Source organism: Mesorhizobium terrae, from assembly GCF_008727715.1.
GTDB lineage: Bacteria > Pseudomonadota > Alphaproteobacteria > Rhizobiales > Rhizobiaceae > Mesorhizobium > Mesorhizobium terrae.
Window position 1 is genome coordinate 2,015,363 of record NZ_CP044218.1, and the last position, 26,836, is coordinate 2,042,198.

Sequence of the window (26,836 nt, forward strand, 5' to 3'; positions counted from 1 at the left end):
GGTCAGCCCTGGATCGCGGGTGCCGGTGCCTGGCAAACATCGACCCATTCGGCACCGACGAGCGCCGCCATGCGGTCGGGATTGAGCCGTACCGCGGCATTGGTGGCGCCGGCGGCCGGCACCACCTCGTCGAAGGCTTTCAGCGAGACATCGCAATAGACCGGCAGCGGTGTCGGCAGGCCGAAGGCGCAGACGCCGCCGACCGGATGGCTGGTGAGGGCGACGACCTCTTCGGCCTCCAGCATGCGTGCCTTGCCGCCGAACCGGTCCTTGAACTTGCGGTTGTCGAGCCGCGCCGTGCCGGCGGCAACGACCAGCATGGCCGTATCGCCGACCCTGAGGCAGATCGTTTTGGCGATCTGGTCCGGTTCGACGCCATGTGCTTGAGCGGCAAGGGCTACAGTCGCCGAGCTTGCCTCGGTGACGATGACTTCGATGTCCGGGGCTTTGGCGGCGAAGAAGGCGCGAACGGATTCAAGGCTCATGGCGCGACCATAAGGTTGCCAGACCTGGCAGGCAACCAAGTTGGCAACCCTGCCGGACAGCCGGTGTACTATCGATTGGTCCTCTTTCGACCGGCCCGGGACCGGCGCCAATGGCGCGAGGAAGCGTAGTTATATTGCCTCGCCCTTGAGCAGTCGGGGCGTATCGCCGCCAAGACCCGATGCCTGGCGGATGAAGAACTCCTTCAGCCTCGGCATGCGCTCGACGATACCGAGCCCGATGTCGCGCACGGCGCGCAGCGGCGCGATGTCGTTGGAGAACAGCCGGTTCAGAACATCGGTGGTGACGCCCATCTGCATGGTGTCGAAGCGGCGCCACTGCTGGTAGCGTTCGAGCACATCAAGCGCGCCGATGTCCTGGCCGAGCCGATCCGCCTCGACGATGACCTCCGCAAGCGCGGCGACATCCTTGAAGCCGAGGTTCAAACCCTGCCCGGCGATCGGGTGGATGCCATGCGCCGCATCGCCCGCCAGCGCTATGCGCGGCGCCACGAAGTCGCGGGCAAGCGTCAGGCCGAGTGGCCAGGCGCGCGGCTTGTCGACAGCGCGGATTTCGCCGAGCTTCAGGCCGAAGCGTTGCTCCAGCTCCATCTCGAAGACCAGATCGTCGCCCTCGACCAGTTTGCGGGCATCGTCGGTGCGCTCGGTCCAGACGATGGACGAACGGTTGGTGCCATCCTTGTCCGGTTTCAGCGGCAAGGTGGCGAAAGGCCCGGCCGGCAGGAAATGCTCTTCGGCGCGGCCGTTGTGGGGTCGTTCATGCGCCACCGTGCAGACAATGCCGGACTGGCCGTACTCCCACTTCACCGTCTTGATGCCGGCCATGTCGCGCAGCTTCGAGTTGACGCCGTCGGCGGCAACCAGCAAGCGGGCGCGCAGCGCCGCGCCATCGGCCAAGTGGACGGTAAGGCCGCCCCCGCCGGCATCGAAGGATTGCACGGCCACGCCCTCGATCAGGTCGATGCCCAGCTTGTCCGCCTGGCGACGCAGCGCGCCATTAAGGTCGCGATTGGCGACCATATGGGCGAACGGCTCGCCCGGGGCGATCTCGCCGTCGAACGTCAGGAAGACCGGCCGCACGGGATCGGCGGTGCGCGAATCCGTCACGATCATCTCGGTGATTGCTTGGGCTCCTGGCGCGATCTCGGCCCAGACGCCGAGTTGGTCGAGCATGCGCGAGGCGGCGGCGGCGATCGCCGAGGCGCGGCCGTCCTTCTGCCATACGCCAGCAGGCGCCGCATCGACGATCGCGACCCGCAGAGCCGGGCGCGCCTGTTTCAGCGAGACGGCCGCGGCCAATCCGACATAACCGGCGCCGGCGATCAGTACGTCGAGCCGCGTGTTCTGAGACGCTTCCGATTCGCGTTTCGACGCCATGTCCTGCCACCTTTCCTGCCCGCCGGTATCGGGCCGCACCCGCATAAGCCTTGACTGGCCGCCGTTGCTGTCCGAAACCGCCCTATAGTCGTGGCAAGGATCGAACGCATGACGCAAGCCATGAATGAGCTTCTCGGCATTCTCGACCTGGAAAAGCTGGAAGACAATCTGTTCCGTGGTCGCAGCCCGCAAACCGACTGGCAGCGCGTGTTCGGCGGCCAGACGATCGCGCAGGCGCTGGTTGCCGCGCAGCGCACCGTCGACGCCGATCGGCACGTCCACTCCCTGCACGGCTATTTCATGCGGCCTGGCGACACAAAACTGCCGATCGTCTACGAGGTTGACCGCATTCGCGACGGTTCCTCCTTCACCACGCGGCGCGTCGTCGCCGTCCAGCATGGCCATGCCATCTTTTCGCTCGAAGCGTCGTTCCAGCTCGACGAAGGCGGGCTCGAGCACCAGGTTCCAATGCCGCATGGCATTCCCGAGCCCGACACGCTGATGACGCAGCGCGACCTGTTGGAGAAGTTCGGCGAAGCGGTGCCCGAGGGGATCAAGCGCTACTGGCAACGCGAACGGCCGATCGAAATGCGGCCGATCATGCTCAAGCACTACACCAGCCGGGAACGGCTGGAGCCAAAGCAGAATATCTGGATCCGCACGACCGGGCCGGTGCCGAACGACCGCGCGATGCAGGCCGCGGTGCTCGCCTATCTGTCGGACATGACGCTTCTCGACACATCCACCTTTGCCCATGGCCGGGCCATCTTCGACCGTGATATCCAGGCAGCCAGCCTCGATCATTCGATGTGGTTCCATCGCAGCCATCCGCTCGACGACTGGATCCTCTACACACAGGACAGTCCCTCGACCCAGGGTGCGCGCGGCTTCACGCGCGGCTCGCTGTTTGCCCGGGACGGCACGCTGATCGCCTCGGTGGCGCAGGAAGGCCTGATCCGCCTCAAGCGGTCGCCTACAGAATAGGCATTTTTATCAATTTGCTCAATTGATGGGCAATTGATGGGTGGCCTCTGTACAGCGGCCGGCGCCCCTCCGCTCGACAATCTTTTATCTTCAATGGCTTAGCTTGTCGTTTCGGCATTTGGCACGGAGCTTGAATTGCCATGGGCATCGCCGACCCATGTCGAGGCCGGCGATGTCGCGTGGAACGCGGGGACCGCAACGAACAAAGGGCGAATCCTGATGAAGATCGTGATGGCTATCATCAAGCCGTTCAAGCTGGACGAGGTGCGCGAGGCGCTCACCGCCGTCGGCATCCAGGGCCTGACCGTCACCGAAGTCAAAGGCTACGGGCGTCAGAAGGGGCACACGGAAATCTATCGCGGGGCGGAATATGCCGTCTCCTTCCTTCCAAAGATCAAGGTCGAGGTCGCCGTTGCGACCGACCTCGTCGACAGGGCGGTCGAGGCGATAACAAGCGCCGCCAAAACCGGCCAGATCGGCGACGGCAAGGTCTTCGTCTTCGGCATCGACCAGGCCGTGCGCATCCGCACCGGCGAAACAGACACCGACGCGCTGTGAGCGGGTCACGCACCTCCATGGAGATATCGATGAATATTCTTCCCAAGCTGAAGACGGCAGGGCGCGTCGCGCCGCTGACTGCTCTCGTCGGGCTGCTGGGCACCCTCGCCGCCTATGCCCAAACCGCCACCCCGGCACCGGCTGCGGCCGCGCCGACGCCAACCCTGGACACCGGCAACACGGCGTGGATGCTGACCTCGACGGCCCTGGTCCTGATGATGACCATTCCAGGCCTCGCCCTGTTCTATGGCGGCATGGTGCGCAAGAAGAACGTGCTTGCCACCATCATGCAAAGCTTCGCGATCTGCTGCCTTGTCACGGTGTTGTGGTTCGTCGTCGGCTATTCGCTGGCCTTTTCCGACGGCGGTTCGTGGAACAGCTTCATCGGCGGCTTTTCGAAGGTGATGCACAAGGGCATCACGGTCTCGACGCTGTGGCTGCCGGGTGTCTCCAACATCCCGGAATTCGTCTTCTCGATGTTCCAGATGACGTTTGCCATCATCACGCCAGCGCTGATCGCCGGCGCCTTCGCCGAGCGCATGAAGTTCTCGGCGCTGCTTCTGTTCAGCGGTCTGTGGCTGATCTTCGTTTATGCGCCGATCGCCCATTGGGTCTGGGGCGGTGGGTTCCTCGGTTCGGCCGGCGTGCTGGACTTCGCGGGCGGTACGGTCGTCCACATCAATGCCGGCGTCGCCGGCCTGGTCTGCGCCCTGGTGCTCGGCAAGCGCGAGGGCTACGGAACCGTCAACATGGCGCCCTATAATCTCGTCTACGCGGTGATCGGCGCCTCGCTGCTGTGGGTCGGCTGGTTCGGCTTCAATGCGGGTTCCGAACTCGCGGCCGACGGCCTGGCCGGCGCTGCGATGATGAACACGCAGGTTGCCACCGCCGCCGCCGGCCTTGCCTGGATGTTCACGGAATGGCTTGTCGCCAAGAAGCCCTCGGTGCTGGGTATCATCTCGGGCGCCGTCGCCGGTCTTGTCGCGGTGACGCCGGCATCGGGCTTCGTCAATCCCACGGGCGCCTTCATCATCGGCATCGTGGCGGGCATCGTCTGCTACTTCGCCGCGGTGAAGCTCAAGCATGCGCTCGGCTACGACGATTCGCTCGATGCTTTCGGCGTGCACGGCATCGGCGGCATCATCGGTGCGCTGCTGACCGGTGTCTTCGCCGACCCGGCCATCAACGCGCTCGGCAAGGATGCTTCGGTTGCCAAGCAGCTCTACGGCATCGGTTTCACCATTCTCTGGACCGCGGTCGTCAGCTTCGTGATCCTCCATGTGGTCAAGGCTCTGGTCGGACTGCGTCCGAGCAAGCAGGAGGAGGTCGAGGGGCTGGACGTGACCCTGCACGGCGAAGTCGTGCAGTAGCCGGCGCCCGCCTGCGGGATACGCACTACGAAGAAGAAAAGATCCCGTCGTGAGCCGCTGCGAACGCACTCACGCGCTTGGGCCCGGAGCAATCCGGGCCCTTTTTTGCGCGCCGACTGGCACGCAAAATCGCCATGGTTAATGCTGCCTTAACCTTCCCCCCGATAGTCTGGTCTTCGAATCTGCCGGAGTGCGCGCTGCTTCCGGCCCAGGCAATGACTGACGGGGAAATGCATGCGTTCAGGGGCATCGGCACCGCTCGCGCTGACCAATACCGGGCACGGGTTCCAGGCGTTCCTGCGGCGGCAGGCCGGCCGGCTCGTCGGTGGGGCGCTGTTCGCCTTCGTCGCTTTCGGCGTGGCCGCGCTGGCTACCTGGAACGTTGCCGATCCTTCGTTCTCGCATGCCACCGACAATCACGTCACCAATGCGATGGGCTATCCTGGCGCGGTGTTCTCGGATCTGGCGACCCAGTTCTTCGGCCTGTCGGCGGTTGCCGCGGTGGTGCCGGCGATCATCTGGGGTTTCCTGCTGTTTTCGGCCCGCGGCGTCGACAAGCTGCCGCGCCGCGGCGTGTCCTGGTTCGGTTTCTCGCTGCTTGCCGCCGGCATGGCGGGTTGCGTGGTGCCGCCCAAGACCTGGCCGCTGCCGAGCGGTCTCGGTGGCGTCTTCGGCGACATGGTGCTGAAGGTGCCCGGTCTTTTCCTGGGCGGTTATCCGACCGGTGTCGCCGCCAGCGTCATTGCCATCCTGCTGGTCGCGCCGACGCTTTGGCTGTTTGCTTATGGTTCGGGGCTGATCGCGCGCAGCAACGGCTTTGCGGTCATTGAGGAGCAGGAGCCGAAGCGCCGCAAGGCGGAGGAAGATCGCGACTCGATCCTTTTCGAGAACGAGGAGGACGACGACGACAATGGCGGATTGCTGGCGCTCGGCGCCATCACCCATTGGTGGCTGTCGTTCCGCGCCTGGATGCATCGCCGCGCCGCCGCCAAGCGGCGCCAGGAGGAAGAGGAATTCGATTTCGCGGAAATGCCGGCGCGCGAAAGCGCGTGGCGCCGCGCCGCCGACCGTGTCGAATCGGCGGAACTCGCCGAAGCCCATATGAGCACGACCGGCCGCGCCCGTGTCGAGCCGAAGTTCTTCGCGGCGATGGTCAACGATCGCCATGTCGCGGTCGATCCCGTGGCCGGCGGCTCCGCCCATGCGGACGATTACGACAATGACGGTTTCGACGGCGCCGATTTCGAGCGCGACGAGGACGATTATCCGCAGAGCCTGCCCGTGGCCGCCCCGCGCGCCGCGGCGCCGGCCGGGGCCAGCACGCAGGTCCGCAACTTCCGTTCCGATGCCGCGACCCGTGTCGAGGCGCCGGCGCCCCGGCCCACCCAGGGCGCGCGCGTGCAGCGCGAGGCACAGACTTCGCTGATTGCCGCCAACAGTTTCGAAATGCCGTCGCTGCATTTCCTGTCGGAACCAAAGAGCGTGGTGCGCGACGCCAGCCTGTCCAAGGATGCGCTGGAACAGAATGCGCGACTGCTCGAAGGCGTTCTCGAGGATTTCGGCGTCAAGGGCGAGATCATCCATGTGCGGCCCGGCCCCGTCGTCACCCTCTACGAACTGGAGCCGGCGCCCGGCATCAAATCCAGCCGGGTCATCGGCTTGGCCGACGACATCGCCCGCTCGATGAGCGCGATCGCCGCCCGTGTCGCCGTCGTGCCCGGCCGCAACGCCATCGGCATCGAACTGCCCAACGCCAAGCGCGAAATGGTCTACCTGCGCGAAATCCTGGCCAGCCGCGATTTCGAGGAGAGCAAGGCCAAGCTGGCGCTGGCGCTCGGCAAGACGATCAATGGCGAGCCGGTCATCGTCGACATCGCCAAGATGCCGCACGTGCTGGTGGCCGGTACCACCGGTTCCGGCAAGTCGGTCGCCATCAACACCATGATCCTGTCGCTGCTCTACCGGCTGAGGCCGGAAGAATGCCGCCTCATCATGATCGATCCGAAGATGCTCGAATTGTCGGTCTATGACGGCATTCCGCATCTCCTCACGCCCGTCGTCACCGACCCGAAGAAGGCAGTGGTGGCGCTGAAATGGACGGTGCGGGAGATGGAAGACCGCTACCGCAAGATGTCCAAGGTCGGCGTGCGCAACATCGACGGCTTCAATCAGCGCGTGGCGCAGGCCGAGAAGAAGGGCGAGAAGATCTCGCGTACGGTGCAGACCGGCTTCGATCGCCAGACCGGCGAGGCGATCTACGAAACCGAGAATCTCGACCTCGAGCCGATGCCTTACATCGTCGTCATCATCGACGAGATGGCCGACCTGATGATGGTGGCCGGCAAGGATATCGAGGGCGCCGTCCAGCGCCTCGCCCAGATGGCGCGCGCGGCCGGCATCCACGTCATCATGGCGACGCAGCGCCCGTCGGTCGACGTCATCACCGGCACGATCAAGGCCAACTTCCCGACCCGTATCTCCTTCCAGGTGACGTCGAAGATCGACAGCCGCACCATCCTTGGCGAGCAGGGCGCCGAACAACTGCTCGGCATGGGCGACATGCTCTACATGGCCGGCGGCGGCCGCATCCAGCGCGTGCACGGCCCGTTCGTCGCCGACGACGAGGTCGAGAAGGTGGTGCAGCACCTGAAATTGCAGGGCGTGCCTGAATATCTCGACGCGATCACCGAGGACGACGAGGAGGATGGTGATGAACCGTCAGGCCGCGGCGGCTCAGGCGGCGGCGGTGGCAATTTCGACGAGTCCGACGACCCTTACGACCAGGCGGTCGCGGTGGTGCTGCGCGACGGCAAGGCCTCGACCAGCTACATCCAGCGGCGCCTCGGCATCGGCTACAACCGCGCTGCCTCGATCATCGAGCGGATGGAGAAGGAAGGCATCGTCGGTGCGGCCAACCACGCCGGCAAGCGCGAGATTCTGGTGCCGACGGAAGACGACAAGCTCTGAGGCGGGGACGGTCAAACTAAAGCCCAACTGAGGGTTCACCACCTGTCCGGAACAACCAGACAAGAGCGAGCTGCATGAAAGACGACCTTTTCGGAGCGACCATCGGCCTGACCATGACGCGGCGGCGCCTGCTTGGGCTCGGCCTGATGGTGACCGGTGCCGCTGCCGTCAACGTCGTGCCGGGCTTCCTGCCCGTCGCGGCTGCCCAGGCCAGCGTGCCGCCTGCGGCGCAGAAGATCGCCGATCATTTCTCGTCGGTAAAGTCGATGACGGGTGAGTTCGTGCAGTTCGGGCCGAAAGGCGAGCAGACCGGCGGCAAGTTCTTCCTCGAGCGTCCGGGCAAGATCCGTTTCAACTATGACGGCGCCAACAATTTCAAGGTGATCTCCGACGGTCAGTCGGTCGTGCTGCTCAACAAGAAGCTCCAGACTTCCGATCTCTATCCTCTGTCGAAGACGCCGCTGAAGCTTTTGCTTGAAGACAGGATCGACCTGTCGGGCGACCGCGTGAAGAGCGTCAAGGAAGAGGAAGACCTCATCACCATCAAGTTGTCGGACAAGCAGGTGTTCGGCAATTCGACCATCACCATGATGTTCGATCCGAAGACCTATGAACTGCGCCAATGGACGATCACCGACGCGCAGGGCAAGGACACCACGGTGATGATATTCAACACCAAGGAGGGCGTCAGCTTCGCGCCCGACACGTTCAAGATCGACTACACCGCCAATCGCGAACTCAACGTCAACAAGGGTATGCGCTGAGGCAGTTTAGGCAACGCTTCCGCAGTTGCCGGTTCCTCGACGACTTCTGTGGAAATGTGCAACGCAGTCGTGTTGCGCTACCCTCCGGCTTGTCTTTGCAGCCTGAGGCTGGCAGGTTCCGCCCCAATCTTTCTGTCGATGATGCCTTCGCTTGAGCCCGCCGGCTTAACGGGCACGGGTTCGGAACACGCGAATGGCCTTTACGCTGGCAACCTGGAACATCAACTCGGTGCGGCTGCGCATGCCGCTGGTCGAGCAGCTGATCGCTGAACGGAATCCCGACATTCTGTGCCTTCAGGAAACCAAATGTCCGGATGATCTTTTCCCGGCGGCGGCCTTCCGCAAGCTCGGCTACGAGCACATCGCCATCCATGGGCAGAAAGGCTATCACGGCGTTGCCACCGTATCGCGGCGGCCGATCGAAATCGTGGAAAAGCGCCGCTTCTGCGAGATCGAGGACAGCCGGCACATCTCGGTGCGTTTCAAGGCCGGCGACAAGGCGATCCTGCTTCATAATTTTTACGTGCCGGCCGGCGGCGACGAACCCGATCCCGCGATCAATCCGAAGTTCAAGCACAAGCTCGGTTTCGTCCAGGAAATGCACGACGTGCGCGCCGACCAGCCCGACGGGGCAGGCTCAATCCTGGTCGGCGACCTCAACATCGCGCCGCTCGAACACGACGTCTGGTCGCACAAGCAACTGCTCAATGTGGTCAGTCACACGCCAGTCGAGACGGAGAGTTTCGAGGCCATGCGCAAGGCAGGTGCCTGGGCCGACCTGATGCGTCTCAATGTGCCGGTCGATGAGAAGCTCTATACCTGGTGGAGCTATCGGGCGGCCGATTGGGAAATCTCCAATCGCGGCCGCCGGCTCGACCATATCTGGTCGTCGAACAACCTGGTGCCGGCGTTCGAAGGTTATGAGATCCTGCGTACCGCTCGCGGCTGGGAGCGGCCGTCGGATCATGTCCCGGTGATCGCGCGGTTCAGCCTCTGATCGTGTCAGCCGACGCGGCCAGTGCCTGCCGGGCTTCCCATTCGGGTCTCAGCAACGCCATCACCAGTTCATCGTGAAATTGCCCGCCGAAGAAGGCGTTGCCGCGCGCGACCCCTTCGGCCTGGAAACCGACCGCTTCGTACATGCGGCGGGCGCGCAGGTTTTCCGGGAACAGACTGATGACGAGGCGATGGAGTTCGGTTTCCATGAAGGCGCGTGAAACAACGGCATTCAGCAAGCGTCGTCCCTGGCCTTGTCCCGGACTGACGACCGCCAGGCGGCGAACCAGGGTTACGCGTTCGATCGCGTTCCAGAAGCGCAAAATGGAAAAGCCGGCGGGCGCCTCGCCTTCGTAGCCGACGAAATAGGCGTGGCTGCCATCTACCATCGCCTCTCGATGGCGCCGCTCGTCCCAACGGCCGACCAGCCTGTCGTAACCGTCAAGCCGTTCCGTCGCCATGATGAAAGGGAGGTCATCCTCCCTGGCACGGACGAGTGTGAAGGTCGCGTCCATGTCGGAATGCCTCAGCCAGCGAAGCGCGGTGCCAGCGCTTCGATGCGTTCGATCAGCGCCTGAAGTTCGTCGGTGATGCGTTGATGCAGGTGAACGGCGATATCGGGGTATTCTTCGAGGATGCGTCGAAACATCTTGCGGTTGAGGCGAAGAACCTGCGAATCGGCCGCTGCCGATGCGCTGGTCAGCCGCCGGGTGTCGGCAATCAGTGCCAGTTCGCCCAGGATCGCACCGGGGCCAGCCGTGCCGATGATGATGCGGGTGCCCTCGGCTTCGCGGTAGAGGGCGATGGAGCCGCTGATGACGACATAGGCCGAATCGGCCTCGTCATCCTCGCGATAGAGCTTTCTCTCCGCCGGCAACGAAGTCGTCTCCGCGCCGAAAGCGAGCAGGCGCAACTGTTCCGCCGTGAAGCCCTCGAAGAGCCGCACGGTGGAGAGGATGCGTATGTCGTCATCCAGCGCCATCAGCTATGTCCCCGGACCGACAGGTCGTTCCCTCCGTTTTGCGACCCCGCCCTGAATCGCCTTCGGCCAAATACAATTAATTGACCAATAATATAGAGCCTTTAACAGAATCTCATCGGTGAGGGCAGCGGGCGACGAAAAGAGTGGTCAAGCGCGCGGCAACCGTCACCGCGCCGAGCCACGAGGCTGGCACGCTCCGCTTTTGCGGCCAAAGCACGGCGCCGCGGTGCGGCGCTGAAGAAATCGAATCCGGGAAACAGCGAAGTTAAGTCCGCGCGGGCGCGCGGAAGCTGTTCAGGGCACCAGCTTGTAGCCGCCGCTTTCGGTGACGAGGATCGCCGCGTTCGACGGATCGTGCTCGATCTTCTGGCGCAGGCGATAGACGTGGGTTTCCAGTGTGTGCGTGGTGACGCCAGAATTGTAGCCCCACACTTCTTCCAGAAGCACGTCGCGGGTCACCACCTTCTGCTCGGCCCGATAGAGGTATTTGATGATCGATGCCTCTTTTTCGGTGAGCCGCACCTTGCTGCCGCGCTGGTCGATCAAAAGCTTCTGGCTGGGCTTGAATGTGTAGGGGCCGACCGAGAAGGTGGCGTCTTCGCTCTGCTCGTGCTGGCGCAGCTGGGCGCGGATGCGGGCAAGCAGCACGGCGAAGCGGAAAGGCTTGGTCACATAATCGTTGGCGCCGGCTTCCAACCCCAGGATCGTGTCGGAATCGGTGTCATGGCCGGTCAGCATGATGATCGGCGCCTTATAGCCGCCCTTGCGCAGCAACTTCACCGCCTCGCGACCGTCCATATCCGGCAAACCGACGTCCATGATGAGCAGGTCGATCATGCCGGCGCGGGCGGTGGCGATGCCCTTGGCCGCGGTCGTCTCCTGAAGCACGTCGAATTCCTCGTAGAGCGACAATTGCTCGGCCAGCGTGCCGCGCAGGTCTTCGTCATCGTCGACAACCAGGATGGTGCGTGAAGTCATGGATCAATCCGTTGTTTCAAAATCACAAAATGTTAGGACGCCGTTGACCGACGACCGTTTATGCGGAAGCTGTCGGCTACAACAGCCGATCACGGTAATTTGTTCCATGGTTCTATCATATCCGAAAAACCTTGTGCGCAATGGGGCGAACAAGGCGCAACCAACAGGTCTTCGCATATTGGTCGTGCGTGCGCGGCCTGGCGACGGAACCAAGGGCCTGCTGCAGGCCGGCAGCCTGGTGTTTCCCTGTGCTCTGGGTAGTGGCGGGATTTCGTCGAACAAGCGGGAGGGCGACGGCGCCACGCCGCTTGCTTCGATGCGCATCCGCTCCGGTTATTTCCGTAACGACCATTTCGCCAAGGCGCGACGCACGCGCCTTGCAATGGCGACGATCGGACCGGATCTCGGCTGGTGCGAGGTGCCGGATGACCGCAACTACAACCGGCCGGTGACGATCCCCTACGGCGCCAGCCACGAGCGCATGAAGCGCGACGACCGGCTCTACGACGCGTGCCTGGTGCTCGACTGGAACATCGCGCCACGCCGGCGCGGGCGCGGCAGCGCCATCTTCTTCCATCTGGCGCGTCCGGGCTATACGCCGACGCAAGGCTGCGTCGCCGTCTCCGCGCAAACCATGGCGCGGCTGTTGCCGCTGTTGTCAGCTCGCACGGTGATGAAGGTGGTGCGCTAGGTCAGGATTCTGCTTCTGCCGGGCGATGATCCCGGCGGAAGCGGAATAGAGCGACGAGTCGGCTGGATTACCGGTGCTTGTTGGAACGGGGTGGCTGCCAGCCGAGATCGAGCAGGCCGAGCCGCTGCGGCGCGTCCGATACGCTGCGGGCAATGTCGGTGCGTCGCAGGCCGATGTCACGCAAATGCGCATCCGACAGATATCCGGAATCCTGCGGCGGCAGGTTGATGGCAATACGGGCATGGCGCAGCCAGTCGAGCAGCGGGCGGATGCGGTTTGGGCGCGCGACTTCGGATTTCAAAACAATGGCGGACATGAGGGAGTTCTTTCAAGGCGGCCTGGCTTCAAGCCAAGCTTGGAGATTTTCGATTGGGGTCAGTATCTCGCATTGAAATGAAAGGGGGAAACGAGTAGTTCTTGGCTGATCATCAAGGAGCGCTTGAAGATAGCCATGTCCCGTCTGCTGCCTGGGACCCGTGCGCTGCGGACGCTGGAAGCGGCCGGCCGGCATCTCAATTTTACCCGCGCCGCCGACGAACTTGGCCTGACGCCGGCGGCGGTCAGCTACCAGATCAAGGAAATCGAGGACCAGCTTGGTCTGGTGCTGTTCACCCGCACCAGCCGCACCATACGCCTGACCGAGGCGGGGATGGCGCTGGTGGACGCGTCCGCGGACGCGCTAGAGACACTCAACCGCGCGGTGACCCGGGCCAAGAAGCTTGCGCGCGGCGGGGCGCTATTGAAGGTGACCGCCAGCGCGGAATTCGCAACACGCTGGCTGTTGCGCCGTGTCGACGGCTTCCGCAAGCTCCATCCCGACATCGAACTGCGTTTCGATATCACCTACGAGCCGCGCGATTTCGACCGCGACGACGTCGATATCGGCATCCGTTTCGGCACCGGCAAATATCCGGGCTTGTGCGCCGACAGATTGTTCGAAAACGTCATCATTCCAGTTTGCAGCCCGGGACTGCTGCGTTCCGGACCGCCGCTCGACGAACCCCGCGACCTGCTCAAACATACGCTGGTTCACATCGAGTGGTCCCGCCAGGGCATCACCTGGCCGAACTGGCGCATGTGGATGGCGGCGGCCGGCATCGAGGATTTCGATGACAGTCGTACGGTGGTGATGACGACGTCGACCGACGCCATCGCAGCCGCGGCGGGCGGCAATGTGGTGGCGCTCGCCGATTTTGCCATGGTCGCCAACGACCTGTCGGAAGGGCGGCTGGTCAGGCCGTTCGAGCTCAGCATCAAGGTGCCGCCCGAATTTGCCTACTTCCTGATCTATCCCGAGGGTTCGGCGCAGGATGCGCGCATCATCGCCTTCAAGAACTGGCTGCTCGCGGAGGCACATGCGCCGCAGATGGATGTCACGCAGCGAAGCTGGGACGATTTCTGATCGGAAGTGTCGGCAGCCGGACAGGTGCTACGAAGCGGGCGCGCCGAACCAGCCTATGACAGCGCCCATGATCAGCATCGCGCCCAGCCAATGGCCTGAATCGATGGCCGTCAGCGCCCAGCCGAAACCCTGATAGCGGTGGTTGACGGTAAGCGTGGTGGCAACGAAGCCGAGCCACAGCACGAACCCCAGCACGATCCCGGCAACGACACTCGGTTCTCCTCCGGTCATGCCGGGAATGACCAAGGACAGGACGAAGGCCATGACGACCAGGCCGACAAAGCCGATCACGAACGGCATCACCGAATTGCGCATCGTCGTGGGGTCAATCCGCACTGCCTTGAGCCACGGTTTGCTCAGCGCGGTGTACCATACCGCGCCGAACAGCCAGCCCAGAACGGCGGCCGCGATGATTGCAAGCCAGTTTACGGCAGAAAAATCCATGGTGTCCCCCTCCATTGACCCGCATGGAACGCTTGTTCGGAGGTCGCGTCAAGCGAAGCGCCAGACCGTGGTGCGCTTGACCTCGGCATCTTCCAGAGCCCGGGTGACCGGCACTTCGTAGGCTGCCAGCCGCTCCAGGCCGGTCTTCGGCAGATAGGCGCGGCCGGGGTCGCCGATCAGGATGTCGGCGCCACGCGATTTCAGCGCGGAAAACCAGGGTAGCAGGCGGCCGGCAAAGGGTTTTTCGTAAAAGACGTCGCCGGCAAGGATGACGTCCCATCCTTCATCCGATCCGACGCGATCGGAGGCGGTGAATGTGACGTCGACACCATTGGCGGCGGCATTCAGGCGGATAGCGGTATCGCAGAACGGGTCGATGTCGGCCGCTTCGACGGCCGACGCGCCGGCCTTCATCGCCGCTATCGCCACCAGACCGGAGCCGGAGGCGAAATCAAATACGCGGCGGCCGCGCACGCTTTCTGGATGATCCAGGATGTAACGAGCCAGCCCCTGCCCGCCGGCCCAGGCAAAGGCCCAGAAGGGTGGCGGCAGGCCGATCTCGGCCAATTCCTCTTCGGTACGTCGCCACAGATCATGCGCCTCATCGGCGAGATGAAGCCGGATTTCCGGCACATGCGGCGGCGTCATCAACGCCGTGTTGTCGAGGATGAAGCGTTCGGCGGTTTCGGGCGTCAGTGTCACGGCGCGGGGTTGAGACCGCCCATGCGACAGACTTCCTTCCACTCCTCGGGCGTGACCGGCTGCACCGACAGGCGGCCGAGCCTGACCAGCGCCATTTCCGACAGCTTCGGGTTGGCCTTGATGTCTGCCAGCGTCGGCGGCGTGGGCACATCGCGGACGGCGCGGATGTCGACACACTCCCAGCGTGGATCGTCGGTGGTGGTGTCGTGATGCGCCAGCGCACAGACTTCCGCGATGCCGACGATGTTGAGCCCGTCATTGGAGTGATAGAAGAAGCCGAGGTCGCCGATCTGCATGGCCTTCATGTTGTTGCGCGCGGCATAATTGCGCACGCCGTCCCACTGGGTGCCGGCCTTGCCCTTTTCCTTCAGCATGTCGAAGGAGAACTTGAACGGTTCGGATTTGAAGAGCCAGTAGTTCATGGTGATCCTCTGCGGCGGTATCAGGCTTCGGCGGGTTTGTTGAACACCCAGGTCCAGGGTTTGATCTCGACTTTCTCGAACAGGCCCGCCTTGGCATAGGGGTCTGCCGCCGCCAGCGCCTCGGCACCGGCAAGATCGGTGGCCTCGATCACGACCATGCTGCCATTGGGCTTGCCGTCGGCATCGAGGAACGGACCGGCAAAGGCCAGTTTCTTGTCGGCATTCAGCCCGTTGAGAAAGGCGACATGGTCCGGCCGCGCATCGAGGCGCACCTGGAGGTGGCCGGGTTTGTCCTTGCAGATCAGTGCAAACAGCATGTTTGGCTCGCTTCCTCAGTCGTTTTCGGTTTTCAGGGGCCGCGTCATCAGCATGGAGACCGCTTCACCGATGGTGATCGCGCCCTCCAGGATGGCGGCCACGGCGGAAATGATTGGAGCATCGATGCCCTGCTCGGCGGCCAGCCTGGCGGCAATCGCCGCCGTCGGCACGCCTTCGGCCAGCGGCCGGCCGGCAAGCGCCTCACCACGACCCAATGCCAGCCCATAGGCGAAATTGCGTGACTGGGCCGAGGAACAGGTCAGCATCAGGTCGCCCAGGCCCGACAGCCCCATCAGCGTCTCCGGCTTTGCTCCGAAGGCAGCGCCGATACGCCGCAATTCGACGAAGCCGCGCGTGACCATCGCCGCCTGCGCACTGGCGCCCAGTCCGGCGCCGGCAACGGCGCCAGCGGCGAGCGCGAAGACGTTCTTCAACGCGCCGCCGATCTCGACGCCGACGAGGTCGTCACTGGAATAACAGCGCAGGTTGCGGGCCGAGAAGAGGGCGGCAAGCTCCGCTGCCAGGCTCTCCTCCCGCGCCGCGACCACGACGGCGGTGGGCAGACCCTTGGCGACGTCGGTGGCGAAGCTCGGTCCGGACAGGGCGGCGATTGGCGTGCCGGGCAGGATTTCGCCTGCGATCGTGGAGAGCAGGGCACCGCTGTTGCGTTCGATGCCCTTGGCGCACAACACGACGGGTATGGCGGGGGCGAGATATGGTTTCGCCTCGTTGAGAACCTGGCGCAGGGACTGTGCCGGTGTCACCGCCAGAACGCAGTCTGCTCCCTTAAGAGCCTCTGCCAGAGAGGAAGTCGCCTCGATGCCGGCGTCGAGGACGATGCCCGGCAGATAGCGCGGGTTCGCGCGTTTGCGAATGGCGTCGGCCATCTCGGCGTCGCGCGCCCAAAGCGTCACGCTATGGCAGGCTCGCAGCATGGCCTGCGCCAATGCCGTGCCCCAGGCACCGCCGCCCAGCACCGCTATGCGCCGGCCGCCTGGCAATGCCTCGCTCATGCCTTGGCTCCCCGTCTGCCCGAGCCCACCACGGGCACCGAGACCGTATCGAGCGGCCAGCGTGAACGTGGCACGAAATCGAAAGCGTTTTCCTCATCGAGCCCGGCGCGCAGGCGCTCTATGCCGGCCCAGGCGATCATCGCGGCGTTGTCAGTGCAGAGTTTCAGCGGTGGTGCCACGAAACGGAAGCCGGCCGTGGTGCAAAGCCGCTCGAGCGTCGCCTTGATGACGCGGTTGGCTGCCACGCCACCCGCGACAACCAGGGCCGGCTCGTGCTGATCCGGAAACTCGGTCCGGAAGCGGCCAAGGGCGCGCGAGACGCGGTCGGCCAGGGCATCGGCGACGGCCGTCTGGAAAGAGGCGCAGATGTCGGCGACATCCTGGTCGGTCAGCGGCGCGATCGCCTGTGCGGCCTGGCGCACCGCGGTCTTGAGCCCGGAGAACGAAAAGTCGGGCTGGGCGGCGCCCTTCATCGGCCTTGGAAAGGCGAAACGCGTCGGGTCTCCCTTCGCGGCCGCCTTTTCGACATTGGGACCGCCGGGATAGGGCAGGCCGAGCATTTTCGCGGTCTTGTCGAAAGCTTCGCCCAGCGCATCGTCGATGGTGGTGGCCCAGCGCTGATAGTCGCCGACGCCGGCCACGCGCACGATCTGGGTGTGACCGCCGGAGACCAGCAGCAGCAGATAGGGGAAGGCCAGCCCGTCGGTGAGCCGCGCGGTCAGGGCGTGGCCTTCCAGATGATTGATGGCCAGCAAAGGTTTGTCGGCGGCGGCGGCGATCGCCTTGGCCGTCATCAGGCCGACGATCAGCCCGCCGACGAGGCCGGGACCGGCGGTTGCGGCAATCGCGTCGATCTCATCGAGCTTCACGCCCGAATCGGCAAGTGCCGCGGCAACAATGCCGTCCAGCGCCTCGACATGGGCGCGCGCCGCGATCTCGGGTACGACACCACCGAAAGCCGCATGTTCGGCGATCTGGCTGAGCACGACATTGGACAGGATATCGGGCGCGGAAGCGCCGTCCAGCGCCACGACGCTGGCCGCTGTTTCGTCGCAGCTCGTCTCTATGCCCAGAACGCGGATCAATTCGCCGCAAACCTCGATGATTGCCCATGCGCGACTTCCCCGTTAGGAGAGAGCCGGATATCTGGAGCTTTGGGCTCCGAGCCGGGGTTATCACGGACCGCGCTTGATGCAAACAACCTTGAAGATCGGAACGCGAGGCAGCCTTCTGGCGCTGGCGCAGGCACATGAAACACGGGCGCGGCTCGTGGCTGCCCATGGCCTGCCGGAGGCGGCGTTCGAGATTGTCGTCATCACGACCAGTGGCGACCGCGTCCAAGACCGACCGCTTTCGGAAGCCGGCGGCAAGGGCCTTTTCACGAAGGAGATCGAGGAGGCGCTGCTCGACGGCCGCATCGACATCGCCGTGCATTCCTCCAAGGACATGCCGACGGCGCTGCCGGATGGGCTTGAGCTTTCGGCGTTTCTGCCGCGCGAGGATGCACGCGAGGCCTTCATCAGCCGCAAGGCGGCGCGGATCGCCGACCTGCCCGCAGGAGCGAAGGTCGGCTCGTCGTCGCTGCGCCGCCAGGCACTGATCCGCCGCATGCGCCCCGATCTCGACGTCGTGCTGTTCCGGGGCAATGTGCAGACCAGGCTCCGCAAGCTGGACGAGGGCGTCGCCGACGGAACCATCCTTGCCCTAGCCGGGCTCAAGCGACTCGGCCTGGAGCATCTGGTCACCGATCTCATGTCGCTGGAGGCATTTCCGCCGGCGCCCGGGCAAGGCGCGATCTGCATCGAAAGCCGTATCGGCGATCAACAAACCGGTGCCTTGCTCGCCCCCATTCACGATGTGCCGACCGGTCAGGCGCTGGCCTGCGAACGGGCTTTCCTGGCGGCGCTTGACGGTTCCTGCCGAACGCCGATCGCCGGCTATGCGACTGTCGATGGGGAGAGGTTGGTCTTCTCAGGCCTGATCCTGACGCCCGACGGCACCGACATATGCGAGGTCGCACGCGAAGGTCTTGCCGCTGACGCGGCCCTGATCGGAGCGGAGGCCGGCGCCGACGTCAGGGCGCGGGCCGGCGCCGAGTTCTTCGAGGGCTGGAGCTGATCCGATGCGCGCCGGCTCAGGAACCCATTGAATGGTTCGCGTCGTGGTCACGCGACCGCAGCCCGGCGCCAGCCGGACAGCGGCCCGTCTTCGAAAACTGGGTCTGGAGCCAATCCTGATCCCGCTGTCGGAGACGAAGGCGCTCGATATCGATATCCAGTCTCTCCCGGCCGATATAGCGGCGGCGGCAGTGACCAGCTCCAACGCCATCCGTCATGCGTCCGCCGAACTGATCCAGCGGCTGGCCGGCCTTCCCTGCCACGTCGTCGGGCCGAAAACCGCCGATGCGGCGCGTTCAGCCGGGCTGTCGGTTGCGGAGATTGGGCAAGGCGATGCCGAAGCGTTGGCTGACAGGATCGCTCCCTCGCTGGCCGGCAAAACGGTCGTCTATCTGTGCGGTCATGTGCGGTTCTCGGCCTTCGAGACAGGGCTGTCGGCGAAAAACGTCAATGTGGTGCCGCTTGAGATCTATGACACGCTTGCCATCCACCAAGCCGGCGTCGTCGTCATGAAACGGCTGGCCGGGCGGCCGGCGGACGCGGTGCTGCTTTATTCGGCCAAGGCCGCGCAGGCTTTTTCGGAACTGGCGCGGCGGCCCGAACTGGCACGGTATTTCGACGAAACGCGGATCCTTGTGCTGTCGGAGCGCGTCGCGAGCTCGTTCGGTCCCGTTGCGCCCGGACGGCTGGTGGTGGCTGGCGAGCCAAATGAGGACGCCTTGCTGGCGCTGCTCGATCCCGCAGATTGATACTGCGCCATCACGCCGCCCCTTTTCACAGCTTGGAGGTGTGGTAGACCTTTTTTGAGCCTTCCTTGCCGTCCCGATAACCCTGCGGAGCCCAAGTATGGTCAAGACGCCGAAGACGCGACATTCGAGAAGCCGGCATGAGCCGGTGACGATCGATCTCGATCCCGCTGACGTCTCGCGCGTGACCGCGGCGGATGGCGGCGACAAGGCAAAGGACCGGGCGACGATATCGGAACCGGTGGGCGCCGAATCGCGGGAAAGCGTCCAGGCAGGCCGGAGCGATTCGTCCGCCGAGACGTCCGCGCCTGAAAGTGCCGCGCAGCAGCATAAGAGCTTCGACTACGATTTCGCCGAACAATCGGCCCGCCCGCAGCCGGAACCGGCTGCCGCGGCCCAGGTGAAAGAGGCCAACTCCGACGGCTCGAGGTCGAATAGCCAGCCGGCGGAAACCAAGCGCGGCGGTATCGGGCTTCTCGCTGCCGGCCTGATCGGCGGTGCCATAGCTCTGGTTGGCGCAGGCGGCCTGCAATTCGCCGGCCTGCTCGGGGCGCCGGGATCGTCCGGCGCCAGCGCCGGCGATATCGCGACCCTGAAAAGCGAGGTCGCCGGCCTCAAATCCAATGCCGATGGCGACGTGGTGGCGCGGCTTTCGGCCGCGCTCGATCAGGTCAAGGCTGACGTCGCCGCGCTGAAGGCTGTTCCGCAGGCCGGCAATGGCGACGACAGCAAGGTTGCGGCGCTTTCGGACAAGATCGCGCAACTGGAAACCGCATTGGCCGGGCTGAGCAAGGCCCCAACTACAACCGTCGATCTTGGACCGGTAACCGAAAAGCTCGATGCTCTCGATAGTCTGATCAAATCGGCCGATCAGGCGGCCGGAACGCTGGACGGTCGCGTGGTTGCGCTGGAGCAGCTTGCATCGCAGTTGTCAGGCAAGGTGGACGCGCAGGCCTCGCAACCCAAGATCGCGCTGGCGATCGCTGCTTCCGCGTTGAAGGCGGCGCTCGACAGGGGGGCGCCGTTCACGGCCGAGCTCGATACCTTCGCCGCTGTCCGCCCGGATGCACCGCAAATAGCGGTGTTGCGGCCCTATGCCGAAAAAGGCGTCTCGACGCGGGTCGATCTCGCCGCCGGCATGAGCGATGCCGCCAATGCGATGATTGCCGCGGCCACGCCGGTCGATCCCAATCAGGGCATCTTCCAGCGGCTTGTCAGCAGTGCCGAATCGCTGGTCAAGGTACGCCCGATCGGTGCCGTCGAAGGCAAGGGCGCACCGGAAACCGTCGCGCGTCTGGAAGTGGCGGTAACCCAGGGCGACTACGCCAAGGCGCTCGCCGAATATGACACGCTGCCCGAGCCGGCCAAGGCCGCCGGCGCCGACTTTGCCGGCAAGCTCAAGTCGCGGCTTGATGCCGAGGCGGCGGTCGATGCCCTGGTGTCCGGCGCGATGAAGGGATGATCCGATGATCCGCATCCTCTTCTATCTTGCCATCGTCTTCGCGCTTGGATTGGGCTTCGCTTGGCTAGCCGATCGCCCTGGCGAGATGGTCGTCACCTTCAGCGGCTATCAATACAAGGTCAGCCTGATGGTGGCCGCGGTTGCCGTCGTGGCGGTCGTTGCCGCGGTGATGATCGTTTGGTGGCTGCTGAAGTCGATCTGGAACAGTCCCTATGCGATCGCCCGGCACTTCCGGGTCCGCCGTCGCGACCGGGGTTATCAGGCGCTGTCGACCGGCATGATCGCGGCTGGCGCGGGTGACGGCGCGTTGGCGCGGCGCAAGACCAAGGAGGCGGCCAAGCTGATCCGCTCCGATCAGGAACCGCTGGTCAACCTGCTCGATGCACAGGCTTCGCTGCTGGAAGGCGATCACGAGGGTGCCCGTCAGAAATTCGAGGCCATGCTCGACGATCCCGAGATGCGGCTGCTTGGCCTGCGCGGACTGTATCTGGAGGCAGAGCGGCTGGGCGATCGCAATGCAGCCCGGCACTATGCCGGCCGTGCTGCTTCCACGGCGCCCCAGCTTGCCTGGGCCGCCGAGGCAACGATGGAAGAACTGGCCGCGCGCGGCGATTGGGATGGCGCCTTGAAGCTAGCCGACGCCCAGAAATCGACCCGGCAGATCGAGCGCGATGCCGCCAACCGCCGGCGTGGCGTGCTTCTGACGGCAAAGGCCGGGGCGTTGATGGACAGCGACCCGACCGGCGCTAAGGCGGCCGCGCTGGACGCCAATCGCCTGTTGCCGGACTTCGCGCCGGCTGCGCTCGTTGCGGCCAAGGTGCTGTTCAAGCAGAACGACCTGCGCAAGGGCTCGAAGGTCCTGGAGGCGGCATGGCGCGCCGAGCCGCATCCCGACGTGGCGGACCTTTATGTTCGCGCGCGGCCCGGCGATGCAGTGCTCGATCGTCTGGGCAGGGCCCGCAAGCTGCAGGAGATGAGGAAGAATCACGTCGAATCGTCGCTGGCGGTCGCGCGTGCCGCGCTCGACGCTCAGGATTTCGCGCTTGCCCGCCAGGAAGCGGAAGCCGCGACCCGGATGCAGCCCAGTGAAGGCGCTTATCTGCTGCTTGCCGACATCGAGGAGGCCGATACCGGCAACCAGGGCAAGGTGCGGCAATTGCTGTCCCAGGCCGTTCGCGCGCCGCACGACGCGGCATGGGTGGCCGACGGCGTCAGCACCGATCGCTGGGCTCCGGTCTCGCCTGTTACCGGGCGACTGGATGCGTTCGAATGGCGCGGTCCGGTGGAACGCGCCGGCCGCTTGATCGAGGCGCACCGTCCCGCGCCAGAGATTGCGGCGCCCGTTCTGGCCGCCCCGGAACGCGAGGACGACGATGCCATCGTGGTCGATGCGGAGGCGGTCACGGTCTCCACGGCAGCGACTGAGAAGGTCGATGGTGCGGGCGACCGCCCGGTCAAGACGGCCAAGGGTGAAACGGACCCTCCCCGCTTGCCGGACGATCCCGGTGTCGAGCCCGAGGACGGGACGGACACGCCGCGCCGCTTCCGGTTGTTTTGAAGGCAGTGTCTTGATCGCGACCGCGAAGGAGCCAAATTAGTCCCGATGTTCGAACGCGTTCTGTCATTCCTGAAAGACCTGCCCTCCGGCGGCAGCCGTGCCCATGCTGGGGAAGATGACCCGCATATCGCGGCCGCGGCCCTGCTCTACCATGTCATGAACGCCGACGGCGTCAGGCAGGATGTCGAGTGGGAGCGCTTCAAGACAATTCTCGGCGAAACCTATGCGGTTCGCGGTCGGGAACTGGAGGACCTCGCCGATGCCGGCGAGAAGGCCGACAACGAAGCGATCGACCTCTACGCCTTCACCAGCGTGCTGAAGCGTCATCTCGATCCTGAAGCGCGCAAAGCCTTCATCGGGTTGATGTGGGATATCGTTTACGCCGATGGCGAGCTTCACGAGCTGGAGGACAACACCGTCTGGCGCGTTGCCGAGCTCCTCGATGTCGAGCGCGTGGACCGGGTGGCGGCGAAGCGCGCAGCCGCGGCCAAGGCTCCTGGCAGTGAGAGCAAGACCGGCGACGAATGAACCGGGTCCATCCGTTCACGGCAGCTGGAAAACGTCCCCGGATCCTGATCGTCCTGCATCAGGAGACGTCCAGTTCCGGCCGTGTCGGGCATATGCTGATCGAAGCGGGTTACGATCTCGACATACGCCGGCCGCCGCTTGGCGACCAGCTTCCCGAAACGCTCGCCCATCACGCTGGCGTGGTGGTTTTTGGCGGGCCAATGAGCGCGAACGACCATCACGAGGAGTTCGTGCGGCGCGAGACGGACTGGCTGGCGGTGCCGCTCAAGGAGGGCAAGCCGCTGCTCGGCATCTGTCTCGGCGCGCAGATGCTGGTCAATCATCTCGGCGGTCATGTCGAAGGTCATGGCGAAGGGCTGGTCGAGATCGGCTGGTACCCGCTTCGCGCCACGGAAGAGGGCCGCAAGCTGATGCATTGGCCTGACATGGTCTATCAATTCCACCGCGAGGGGTTTTCACTGCCGAAGGACGCCACGCTGCTGGCGACCGCGGATACCTATCCGAACCAGGCCTTCCGTTATGGCGACAATGCCTGGGGCATCCAGTTCCACGGCGAACTGACCCGGATGATGATGCAGCGCTGGGTGGTGCATGGCGCGCATCGTTTCGAGCTACCCGGCGCGCAGCCCGGCCGCGATCATCTCGGCGGCCGGTTGGTCTGGGACATGCATCTGAAACGCTGGCTTGCCGAATTCCTGGCCACGATCTTTGGCCGACCGGCTGCGGGCTGACGCGGCGGGCCGGTTACTCCCGGGCATCCAGCCGGCGGACCTTGCGCAGATTGGGAAAGATCAGCGCCCATAGGCCGGCGACGGCGATCGCGCCGATGCCGCCAACAACCACCGCCGGGACCGTACCGACGATCGCCGCCATGGTGCCGGCGCGGAATTCGCCCACTTCGTTGGAGGCGCCGACAAATACCTGGTTGACGGCATTGACCCGCCCACGGACGTCGTCCGGAGTCCACAACTGGATCAGGGTTTCACGGATATAGACGCTGACCATGTCGGTAGCGCCCAAAAGAGCAAGCGCGACGATCGACAGCCATGTGGTGACCGACAGGCCGAACAGAGCGGTAACGGCGCCAAACAGCGCCACGAAGATGAGCATGACGGCACCGGCATGGTCGCGGATCGGATGGCCGGCCAACCACACGGCAACGCAGATGGCGCCGACGCCCGGCGCCGAGCGCAACAGGCCAAGGCCCCATGGGCCGAGATCGAGGATGTCGCGCGCATAGACCGGCAGCAAAGCCGATGCGCCTGAAAGAAGCACGGCGAACAGGTCAAGCGATATCGCTCCCAGGACGACCTTTTCGCCCCAGATGTAGCGGAAGCCGGCAAACAGGGTTTCGAGGCTGGGCTTGTCCGTCTCGCCGCGCTGCGCCGGTTTTGGAATGGCGAGAATCAATACGACTGCCAGCAGCATCAACAATGCGGCGCAGCCATAAGCGGCCTCTGCCGACAGCCCATAGAGCAGGCCGCCGGCGACGGGACCGACGATGGTGGCGGTCTGCCAGGCCGATGAATTCCAGGCAATCGCGTTGGCGAAGTCCTGCGGCGGCACCAGATTGGCGAAGAGCGAGGCCGAGGCCGGGCCGAAAAAGGCGCGGGCAATGCCGAACGGGACGAGCACGGAAAAGATCGGCAGCGGCGAACCCAGGCCGTGCCAGGTCAACAAAAGTAGTGTCGCCGCGCAGGCCGCTTCCATCACGATCGCCAGCGCCATGATCCTGCGCCGCCCGAAGCGGTCGGCGACGACACCGGTGACCAGCACCAGGAGCAGCGAGGGCAAGAACTGCACGATGCCGACCAAGCCAAGGTCGAACGGGTCGCGTGTCAGGTCATAGATCTGCCAGCCGACCGCCACCGAAACGATCTGGGCGGCGAAGGTGGTGAGGAAGCGCGCGGCCCAATAGTTGCGGAACGGCGCGTGCCGGAACGCTGCGTAACGTCGTTCCGGAGACGGTGATCTGTCGGTCTTCATGGATGTCGGCCCCATAGCAGTTGCACAGGCCGGCGGGGCTCTTCCACGATGGGCGCTGGTCCGGTCGCCGAGCTATAGCGCAGATTTCCGCACCGCGGGTGTGGAATTTCGCCCTGTCTTCGCCGCGCGTCAGTCGCGCAGCGCCGCAGATATGGCGGCAAGACCGCCACGCAATTGTTCGGCGGTCGGCCAGCCGAACCCGACGCGGAAAAAGGTTTTCGGCATTTCGAACCAATGGCCAGGCCCCACATAGGTGCCATGTTTCTCCAGAAGCCGGGTGTAGAAGCCGTCGAGGTCGAAATTGGGCGCGACGTCGATGCGCGGAAAGCCGACGACACCGCCGGAAGGCGGCACCCAGTCGACCAGCGGTTCCTTGTCGATCCAGTTCTGCACGATGCCGCGACGGGCCGCCATTTCCGGCAGCAGCCCGGCCAGGAAACTATCGCGCCGTTCCAGCATCGCGCGGGCGATCGCCTCGTCGATGACACTGCCGCAGATGCCGATCTGCTCCTTGGCCGACAGGAATTTCTCCTGCAAGGCAACATCGCGGGTGATCAGCCAGCCGATGCGGATTCCGGGAATACCGAAGGCCTTCGACAGCGACGAGACGCTGATCGCCCGCTTGCTGAGCGAGGCGGCCGTCGGCAATTTGGTGCCGTAGCTGAGATCGCGATAGGTCTCGTCGACCAGAAGATAGCAGCCTTTCTCTTCCGCCAATGCGATCAGCCGGTCGAGGTCCGCGCGGCTCATCATCGTGCCGGTCGGGTTATGCGGGCAGGTGATGCTGATGTAGCGCGTCCGTGGCGTCATCGCCACCGCGATACGGTCGACATCGATGGCGAAGCCGGTATCGAAGGCGAGATCGATATAGGTGATGGCGCAGCCGATCGCCTTTGGCGTTTCGATGTTGGTCGCGTAGTTCGGCCGCACCACGACCAGATGATCGCGTTCCGACAGAAGCGACGTGGCGATGATGAAAAGCGCGCCGGCGGCACCGGCTGTAACCAGCACGTCGTCAGGCGACAGGCCCCGGTCCTGGGCCGCGATCAGTTCCCTCAGCGCACGGTCGCCGCGATGTTCGCCGTAGAACAGAGTGAGGTCCAGCAAGGCGATCCCGATGTCGGAAAGCTTCTGGTCGGCAATCGAACTTTCCGAAAGATTGTAGCGGATGCGGTCGTAGCCGTATTCCTCCGGCGCTTCCTTCTCGATCACCATGCGTGCGTAGTTCATCGGCAAGCCTCCACCCTTTGTCGTGCAGCGTAAGGGACAAGGATGAGGCCAGACAATCCCGACAGGTCGATCCAGCCTACTTTCTCGGCTGCAGGCCCGAGACGATAAGCGAATGATATTGCAGGGCGAAGTCTTCGGCGCGAACCTCGCCTTCAGGCCGGAACCAGCGCACCATCCAGTTCATCAGCGAAAGCACGGCACGTGCCGCGATGGCGACATCGTCAATCGCAAAGGTTCCCGCAGCCTTGCCGTCGGCCAACAGGGAACGCAGCAATTTCTCGAAGCGATCCCGCAAAGCCAGTTGCTCGTCGGTCCAGTGATTTCTCTCGACGCCGCCGAAACCGTGCAGCATGACGACGAAGGCGGCGTAGTTGGTTTCGAAGAAAATCGCCTGCGTCTGCATGAAGGCCTTGAGCTTTTCGTCCGGTTCCGGAGCTGCCGTAATCGCCGCGCCGACGGCGAGATATTGCCGCTCCAGCAGGTCGACGACCATCTCGTCGAAGATGTCCTTCTTGGTGGGGAAGTAGTGGTAGACGGCCGCCTTGGTGACGCCAACGGCTTGGGCGACGTCGTTCAACGAGGTGCCATCGAAGCCATTGGCGGCGAACAGTTTCGCGGCGGCGCCGAGAATGGTGGCACGTGGCGCCGGCATGGTTGGCGGCCGACCGACCGGGGCCTTCCCTGCGTGGACGGTGTCTGGTCGTTGACGAGGCATGCACCGTGTTTTATTACCGGCCA

Annotated in this window: 29 protein-coding genes; 14 read left to right on the plus strand and 15 right to left on the minus strand. The window is 64.4% G+C overall.

Annotated elements, in window-relative coordinates; genetic code table 11:
• Positions 1-2: 2 nt before the first annotated feature.
• Together FZF13_RS10995 and FZF13_RS11000 are read right to left on the minus strand one after the other, a co-directional pair.
• Positions 3-485 carry a YbaK/EbsC family protein gene (locus FZF13_RS10995; RefSeq protein ID WP_024923113.1) on the minus strand — a complete coding sequence of 161 codons (483 nt, stop codon included), beginning with the start codon at positions 483-485 and terminating at the stop codon, positions 3-5.
• A gap of 129 nt (positions 486-614) precedes the next feature.
• Positions 615-1,880 (minus strand): ubiquinone biosynthesis hydroxylase, encoded by a 1,266-nt coding sequence (locus FZF13_RS11000; protein WP_024923112.1) that lies wholly within the window; start codon positions 1,878-1,880, stop codon positions 615-617.
• A gap of 108 nt (positions 1,881-1,988) precedes the next feature.
• Here FZF13_RS11000 and tesB point away from each other — a divergent pair, with 108 nt between their 5' ends.
• From tesB to FZF13_RS11030, 6 genes are all read left to right on the plus strand, one after another.
• Positions 1,989-2,864, plus strand: a complete 876-nt coding sequence (gene tesB, locus FZF13_RS11005; RefSeq protein ID WP_024923111.1) for an acyl-CoA thioesterase II — start codon at positions 1,989-1,991, stop codon at positions 2,862-2,864.
• Positions 2,865-3,083: 219 nt separating this feature from the next.
• On the plus strand, positions 3,084-3,422 hold the full coding sequence (locus tag FZF13_RS11010) for a P-II family nitrogen regulator (RefSeq protein ID WP_024923110.1): 339 nt from the start codon (positions 3,084-3,086) through the stop codon (positions 3,420-3,422).
• 29 nt (positions 3,423-3,451) lie between these two features.
• Complete coding sequence (locus FZF13_RS11015) at positions 3,452-4,792, plus strand: ammonium transporter (RefSeq protein ID WP_024923109.1); 1,341 nt, start codon at positions 3,452-3,454, stop codon at positions 4,790-4,792.
• Positions 4,793-5,026: 234 nt separating this feature from the next.
• Positions 5,027-7,759, plus strand: coding sequence for a DNA translocase FtsK (locus tag FZF13_RS11020; RefSeq protein ID WP_024923108.1), 2,733 nt, complete (start codon positions 5,027-5,029; stop codon positions 7,757-7,759).
• A 74-nt stretch (positions 7,760-7,833) separates the two neighbouring features.
• The gene (locus tag FZF13_RS11025) at positions 7,834-8,523 is read left to right on the plus strand and encodes an outer membrane lipoprotein carrier protein LolA (RefSeq protein ID WP_024923107.1); all 690 of its coding nucleotides are present in this window, start codon (positions 7,834-7,836) and stop codon (positions 8,521-8,523) included.
• Positions 8,524-8,716: 193 nt separating this feature from the next.
• Positions 8,717-9,520 (plus strand): exodeoxyribonuclease III, encoded by an 804-nt coding sequence (locus FZF13_RS11030; RefSeq protein WP_024923106.1) that lies wholly within the window; start codon positions 8,717-8,719, stop codon positions 9,518-9,520.
• On the opposite strand, the gene FZF13_RS11035 is transcribed toward FZF13_RS11030, so the two are convergent.
• The 3 genes from FZF13_RS11035 to FZF13_RS11045 form a co-directional block, all read right to left on the minus strand.
• Positions 9,510-10,034 (minus strand): GNAT family N-acetyltransferase, encoded by a 525-nt coding sequence (locus FZF13_RS11035; protein WP_024923105.1) that lies wholly within the window; start codon positions 10,032-10,034, stop codon positions 9,510-9,512. The genes FZF13_RS11030 and FZF13_RS11035 overlap by 11 nt on opposite strands.
• Positions 10,035-10,045: 11 nt before the next feature.
• Positions 10,046-10,501 carry a cyclic nucleotide-binding domain-containing protein gene (locus FZF13_RS11040; RefSeq protein WP_024923104.1) on the minus strand — a complete coding sequence of 152 codons (456 nt, stop codon included), beginning with the start codon at positions 10,499-10,501 and terminating at the stop codon, positions 10,046-10,048.
• A 294-nt stretch (positions 10,502-10,795) separates the two neighbouring features.
• Positions 10,796-11,479, minus strand: a complete 684-nt coding sequence (locus FZF13_RS11045) for a response regulator transcription factor (RefSeq protein WP_024923103.1) — start codon at positions 11,477-11,479, stop codon at positions 10,796-10,798.
• Between the two features lie 175 nt (positions 11,480-11,654).
• On the opposite strand from FZF13_RS11045, the gene FZF13_RS11050 reads away from it, so the two are divergent.
• Positions 11,655-12,170 (plus strand): L,D-transpeptidase family protein, encoded by a 516-nt coding sequence (locus tag FZF13_RS11050; protein WP_024923102.1) that lies wholly within the window; start codon positions 11,655-11,657, stop codon positions 12,168-12,170.
• Positions 12,171-12,237: 67 nt separating this feature from the next.
• Here FZF13_RS11050 and FZF13_RS11055 read toward each other — a convergent pair whose 3' ends face one another.
• Positions 12,238-12,486 (minus strand): hypothetical protein, encoded by a 249-nt coding sequence (locus FZF13_RS11055; protein WP_024923101.1) that lies wholly within the window; start codon positions 12,484-12,486, stop codon positions 12,238-12,240.
• Between the two features lie 135 nt (positions 12,487-12,621).
• On the opposite strand from FZF13_RS11055, the gene FZF13_RS11060 reads away from it, so the two are divergent.
• Positions 12,622-13,572: a LysR substrate-binding domain-containing protein gene (locus FZF13_RS11060; protein WP_024923100.1), complete on the plus strand. Its 951-nt coding sequence runs from the start codon at positions 12,622-12,624 to the stop codon at positions 13,570-13,572.
• A 27-nt stretch (positions 13,573-13,599) separates the two neighbouring features.
• Here the strand turns inward: FZF13_RS11060 and FZF13_RS11065 are convergent, their stop codons facing one another.
• From FZF13_RS11065 to tsaD, 6 genes are read right to left on the minus strand one after another with little or no spacing between them, the layout of a single operon-like run.
• Positions 13,600-14,016: a DUF1761 domain-containing protein gene (locus tag FZF13_RS11065; protein ID WP_024923099.1), complete on the minus strand. Its 417-nt coding sequence runs from the start codon at positions 14,014-14,016 to the stop codon at positions 13,600-13,602.
• A gap of 48 nt (positions 14,017-14,064) precedes the next feature.
• Positions 14,065-14,760 carry a class I SAM-dependent methyltransferase gene (locus FZF13_RS11070; protein ID WP_171020914.1) on the minus strand — a complete coding sequence of 232 codons (696 nt, stop codon included), beginning with the start codon at positions 14,758-14,760 and terminating at the stop codon, positions 14,065-14,067.
• Complete coding sequence (locus tag FZF13_RS11075) at positions 14,715-15,140, minus strand: EVE domain-containing protein (RefSeq protein ID WP_024923097.1); 426 nt, start codon at positions 15,138-15,140, stop codon at positions 14,715-14,717. Before FZF13_RS11075 ends, FZF13_RS11070 begins: the two co-directional genes overlap by 46 nt.
• A gap of 20 nt (positions 15,141-15,160) precedes the next feature.
• Entirely contained in the window at positions 15,161-15,457 is a 297-nt protein-coding gene (locus FZF13_RS11080; RefSeq protein ID WP_024923096.1) for a YciI-like protein, read from the minus strand.
• Positions 15,458-15,472: 15 nt separating this feature from the next.
• Positions 15,473-16,471 (minus strand): NAD(P)H-dependent glycerol-3-phosphate dehydrogenase, encoded by a 999-nt coding sequence (locus FZF13_RS11085; protein ID WP_024923095.1) that lies wholly within the window; start codon positions 16,469-16,471, stop codon positions 15,473-15,475.
• Positions 16,468-17,553 (minus strand): tRNA (adenosine(37)-N6)-threonylcarbamoyltransferase complex transferase subunit TsaD, encoded by a 1,086-nt coding sequence (gene tsaD / locus FZF13_RS11090; protein ID WP_024923094.1) that lies wholly within the window; start codon positions 17,551-17,553, stop codon positions 16,468-16,470. Before tsaD ends, FZF13_RS11085 begins: the two co-directional genes overlap by 4 nt.
• A 109-nt stretch (positions 17,554-17,662) precedes the next feature.
• Between tsaD and hemC the strand changes: the two genes are divergently transcribed.
• From hemC to FZF13_RS11120, 6 genes are all read left to right on the plus strand, one after another.
• Positions 17,663-18,589, plus strand: coding sequence for a hydroxymethylbilane synthase (hemC, locus tag FZF13_RS11095; protein ID WP_024923093.1), 927 nt, complete (start codon positions 17,663-17,665; stop codon positions 18,587-18,589).
• A 31-nt stretch (positions 18,590-18,620) separates the two neighbouring features.
• A complete protein-coding gene (locus FZF13_RS11100) occupies positions 18,621-19,337 on the plus strand; it encodes a uroporphyrinogen-III synthase (protein ID WP_024923092.1) in 717 nt (238 codons plus the stop codon).
• A 97-nt stretch (positions 19,338-19,434) separates the two neighbouring features.
• Positions 19,435-20,796, plus strand: coding sequence for a COG4223 family protein (locus FZF13_RS11105; protein ID WP_024923091.1), 1,362 nt, complete (start codon positions 19,435-19,437; stop codon positions 20,794-20,796).
• A gap of 4 nt (positions 20,797-20,800) precedes the next feature.
• Positions 20,801-22,354: a heme biosynthesis protein HemY gene (locus FZF13_RS11110; RefSeq protein WP_024923090.1), complete on the plus strand. Its 1,554-nt coding sequence runs from the start codon at positions 20,801-20,803 to the stop codon at positions 22,352-22,354.
• 45 nt (positions 22,355-22,399) lie between these two features.
• The gene (locus FZF13_RS11115; protein ID WP_024923089.1) at positions 22,400-22,882 is read left to right on the plus strand and encodes a tellurite resistance TerB family protein; all 483 of its coding nucleotides are present in this window, start codon (positions 22,400-22,402) and stop codon (positions 22,880-22,882) included.
• A complete protein-coding gene (locus tag FZF13_RS11120) occupies positions 22,879-23,613 on the plus strand; it encodes a glutamine amidotransferase (protein WP_024923088.1) in 735 nt (244 codons plus the stop codon). The genes FZF13_RS11115 and FZF13_RS11120 overlap by 4 nt, the downstream gene beginning before the upstream one ends.
• Positions 23,614-23,626: 13 nt before the next feature.
• Here the strand turns inward: FZF13_RS11120 and FZF13_RS11125 are convergent, their stop codons facing one another.
• The 3 genes from FZF13_RS11125 to FZF13_RS11135 form a co-directional block, all read right to left on the minus strand.
• Positions 23,627-24,868: an MFS transporter gene (locus FZF13_RS11125; protein ID WP_024923087.1), complete on the minus strand. Its 1,242-nt coding sequence runs from the start codon at positions 24,866-24,868 to the stop codon at positions 23,627-23,629.
• A gap of 129 nt (positions 24,869-24,997) precedes the next feature.
• On the minus strand, positions 24,998-26,098 hold the full coding sequence (locus FZF13_RS11130) for an aminotransferase class I/II-fold pyridoxal phosphate-dependent enzyme (protein ID WP_024923086.1): 1,101 nt from the start codon (positions 26,096-26,098) through the stop codon (positions 24,998-25,000).
• A gap of 76 nt (positions 26,099-26,174) precedes the next feature.
• Positions 26,175-26,750, minus strand: a complete 576-nt coding sequence (locus FZF13_RS11135) for a TetR/AcrR family transcriptional regulator (protein ID WP_024923085.1) — start codon at positions 26,748-26,750, stop codon at positions 26,175-26,177.
• Positions 26,751-26,836: the final 86 nt, after the last annotated feature.

Coding starts and splice junctions, on each gene's coding strand:
- FZF13_RS11130 (WP_024923086.1), bottom strand. CDS start 26,098: ATGAACTACGCACGCATGGTGATCGAGAAGGAAGCGCCGGAGGAATAC.
- FZF13_RS11125 (WP_024923087.1), bottom strand. CDS start 24,868: ATGAAGACCGACAGATCACCGTCTCCGGAACGACGTTACGCAGCGTTC.
- FZF13_RS11030 (WP_024923106.1), top strand. CDS start 8,717: ATGGCCTTTACGCTGGCAACCTGGAACATCAACTCGGTGCGGCTGCGC.
- FZF13_RS11110 (WP_024923090.1), top strand. CDS start 20,801: ATGATCCGCATCCTCTTCTATCTTGCCATCGTCTTCGCGCTTGGATTG.
- FZF13_RS11080 (WP_024923096.1), bottom strand. CDS start 15,457: ATGCTGTTTGCACTGATCTGCAAGGACAAACCCGGCCACCTCCAGGTG.
- FZF13_RS11075 (WP_024923097.1), bottom strand. CDS start 15,140: ATGAACTACTGGCTCTTCAAATCCGAACCGTTCAAGTTCTCCTTCGAC.
- FZF13_RS11105 (WP_024923091.1), top strand. CDS start 19,435: ATGGTCAAGACGCCGAAGACGCGACATTCGAGAAGCCGGCATGAGCCG.
- FZF13_RS11085 (WP_024923095.1), bottom strand. CDS start 16,471: ATGAGCGAGGCATTGCCAGGCGGCCGGCGCATAGCGGTGCTGGGCGGC.
- FZF13_RS11015 (WP_024923109.1), top strand. CDS start 3,452: ATGAATATTCTTCCCAAGCTGAAGACGGCAGGGCGCGTCGCGCCGCTG.
- FZF13_RS11010 (WP_024923110.1), top strand. CDS start 3,084: ATGAAGATCGTGATGGCTATCATCAAGCCGTTCAAGCTGGACGAGGTG.
- FZF13_RS11045 (WP_024923103.1), bottom strand. CDS start 11,479: ATGACTTCACGCACCATCCTGGTTGTCGACGATGACGAAGACCTGCGC.
- FZF13_RS11065 (WP_024923099.1), bottom strand. CDS start 14,016: ATGGATTTTTCTGCCGTAAACTGGCTTGCAATCATCGCGGCCGCCGTT.
- FZF13_RS11035 (WP_024923105.1), bottom strand. CDS start 10,034: ATGGACGCGACCTTCACACTCGTCCGTGCCAGGGAGGATGACCTCCCT.
- hemC (WP_024923093.1), top strand. CDS start 17,663: ATGCAAACAACCTTGAAGATCGGAACGCGAGGCAGCCTTCTGGCGCTG.
- FZF13_RS11025 (WP_024923107.1), top strand. CDS start 7,834: ATGAAAGACGACCTTTTCGGAGCGACCATCGGCCTGACCATGACGCGG.
- tesB (WP_024923111.1), top strand. CDS start 1,989: ATGACGCAAGCCATGAATGAGCTTCTCGGCATTCTCGACCTGGAAAAG.
- FZF13_RS11040 (WP_024923104.1), bottom strand. CDS start 10,501: ATGGCGCTGGATGACGACATACGCATCCTCTCCACCGTGCGGCTCTTC.
- FZF13_RS10995 (WP_024923113.1), bottom strand. CDS start 485: ATGAGCCTTGAATCCGTTCGCGCCTTCTTCGCCGCCAAAGCCCCGGAC.
- FZF13_RS11000 (WP_024923112.1), bottom strand. CDS start 1,880: ATGGCGTCGAAACGCGAATCGGAAGCGTCTCAGAACACGCGGCTCGAC.
- FZF13_RS11060 (WP_024923100.1), top strand. CDS start 12,622: ATGTCCCGTCTGCTGCCTGGGACCCGTGCGCTGCGGACGCTGGAAGCG.
- FZF13_RS11135 (WP_024923085.1), bottom strand. CDS start 26,750: ATGCCGGCGCCACGTGCCACCATTCTCGGCGCCGCCGCGAAACTGTTC.
- FZF13_RS11020 (WP_024923108.1), top strand. CDS start 5,027: ATGCGTTCAGGGGCATCGGCACCGCTCGCGCTGACCAATACCGGGCAC.
- FZF13_RS11055 (WP_024923101.1), bottom strand. CDS start 12,486: ATGTCCGCCATTGTTTTGAAATCCGAAGTCGCGCGCCCAAACCGCATC.
- FZF13_RS11100 (WP_024923092.1), top strand. CDS start 18,621: ATGGTTCGCGTCGTGGTCACGCGACCGCAGCCCGGCGCCAGCCGGACA.
- FZF13_RS11115 (WP_024923089.1), top strand. CDS start 22,400: ATGTTCGAACGCGTTCTGTCATTCCTGAAAGACCTGCCCTCCGGCGGC.
- FZF13_RS11120 (WP_024923088.1), top strand. CDS start 22,879: ATGAACCGGGTCCATCCGTTCACGGCAGCTGGAAAACGTCCCCGGATC.